The sequence below is a fragment of the Streptomyces sp. NP160 genome (assembly GCF_006335115.1).
GTDB lineage: Bacteria > Actinomycetota > Actinomycetes > Actinomycetales > Quadrisphaeraceae > Quadrisphaera.
Genome location: NZ_VDMJ01000037.1, coordinates 106,028 through 106,267, shown reverse-complemented (window position 1 = coordinate 106,267; position 240 = coordinate 106,028). Strand labels below are relative to the sequence as shown.

At 74.2% G+C, this 240-nt stretch carries 1 pseudogene; it reads left to right on the top strand.

Annotated features, from left to right (window positions below):
- Positions 1–240: pseudogene (locus FHN55_RS22870) on the top strand (spermine synthase); the annotation flags it as partial.

Genomic DNA, 240 nt, shown 5'->3' with positions numbered 1-240 from the left:
AGGCTGTGGGTGTGCGAGAACGACGTCATGGGCGCCCCGCCGGGCGCCCCGACACCTCCGCCCCCGTCGAGGGCGCCTTCACCACCTCCACCGGGCAGGCCGCCTGGGTGCCCGAGCACGACGGCTCGTGGACGCTGTACGTCAACGGCGTGCCGAGCTCGCCGGTGCGCGTGGGCGACCCCGCCGCGCTCGACTTCGAGTACCTGCAGTGGATGGCCGACGTCGTCGCCCTGGTGCTGC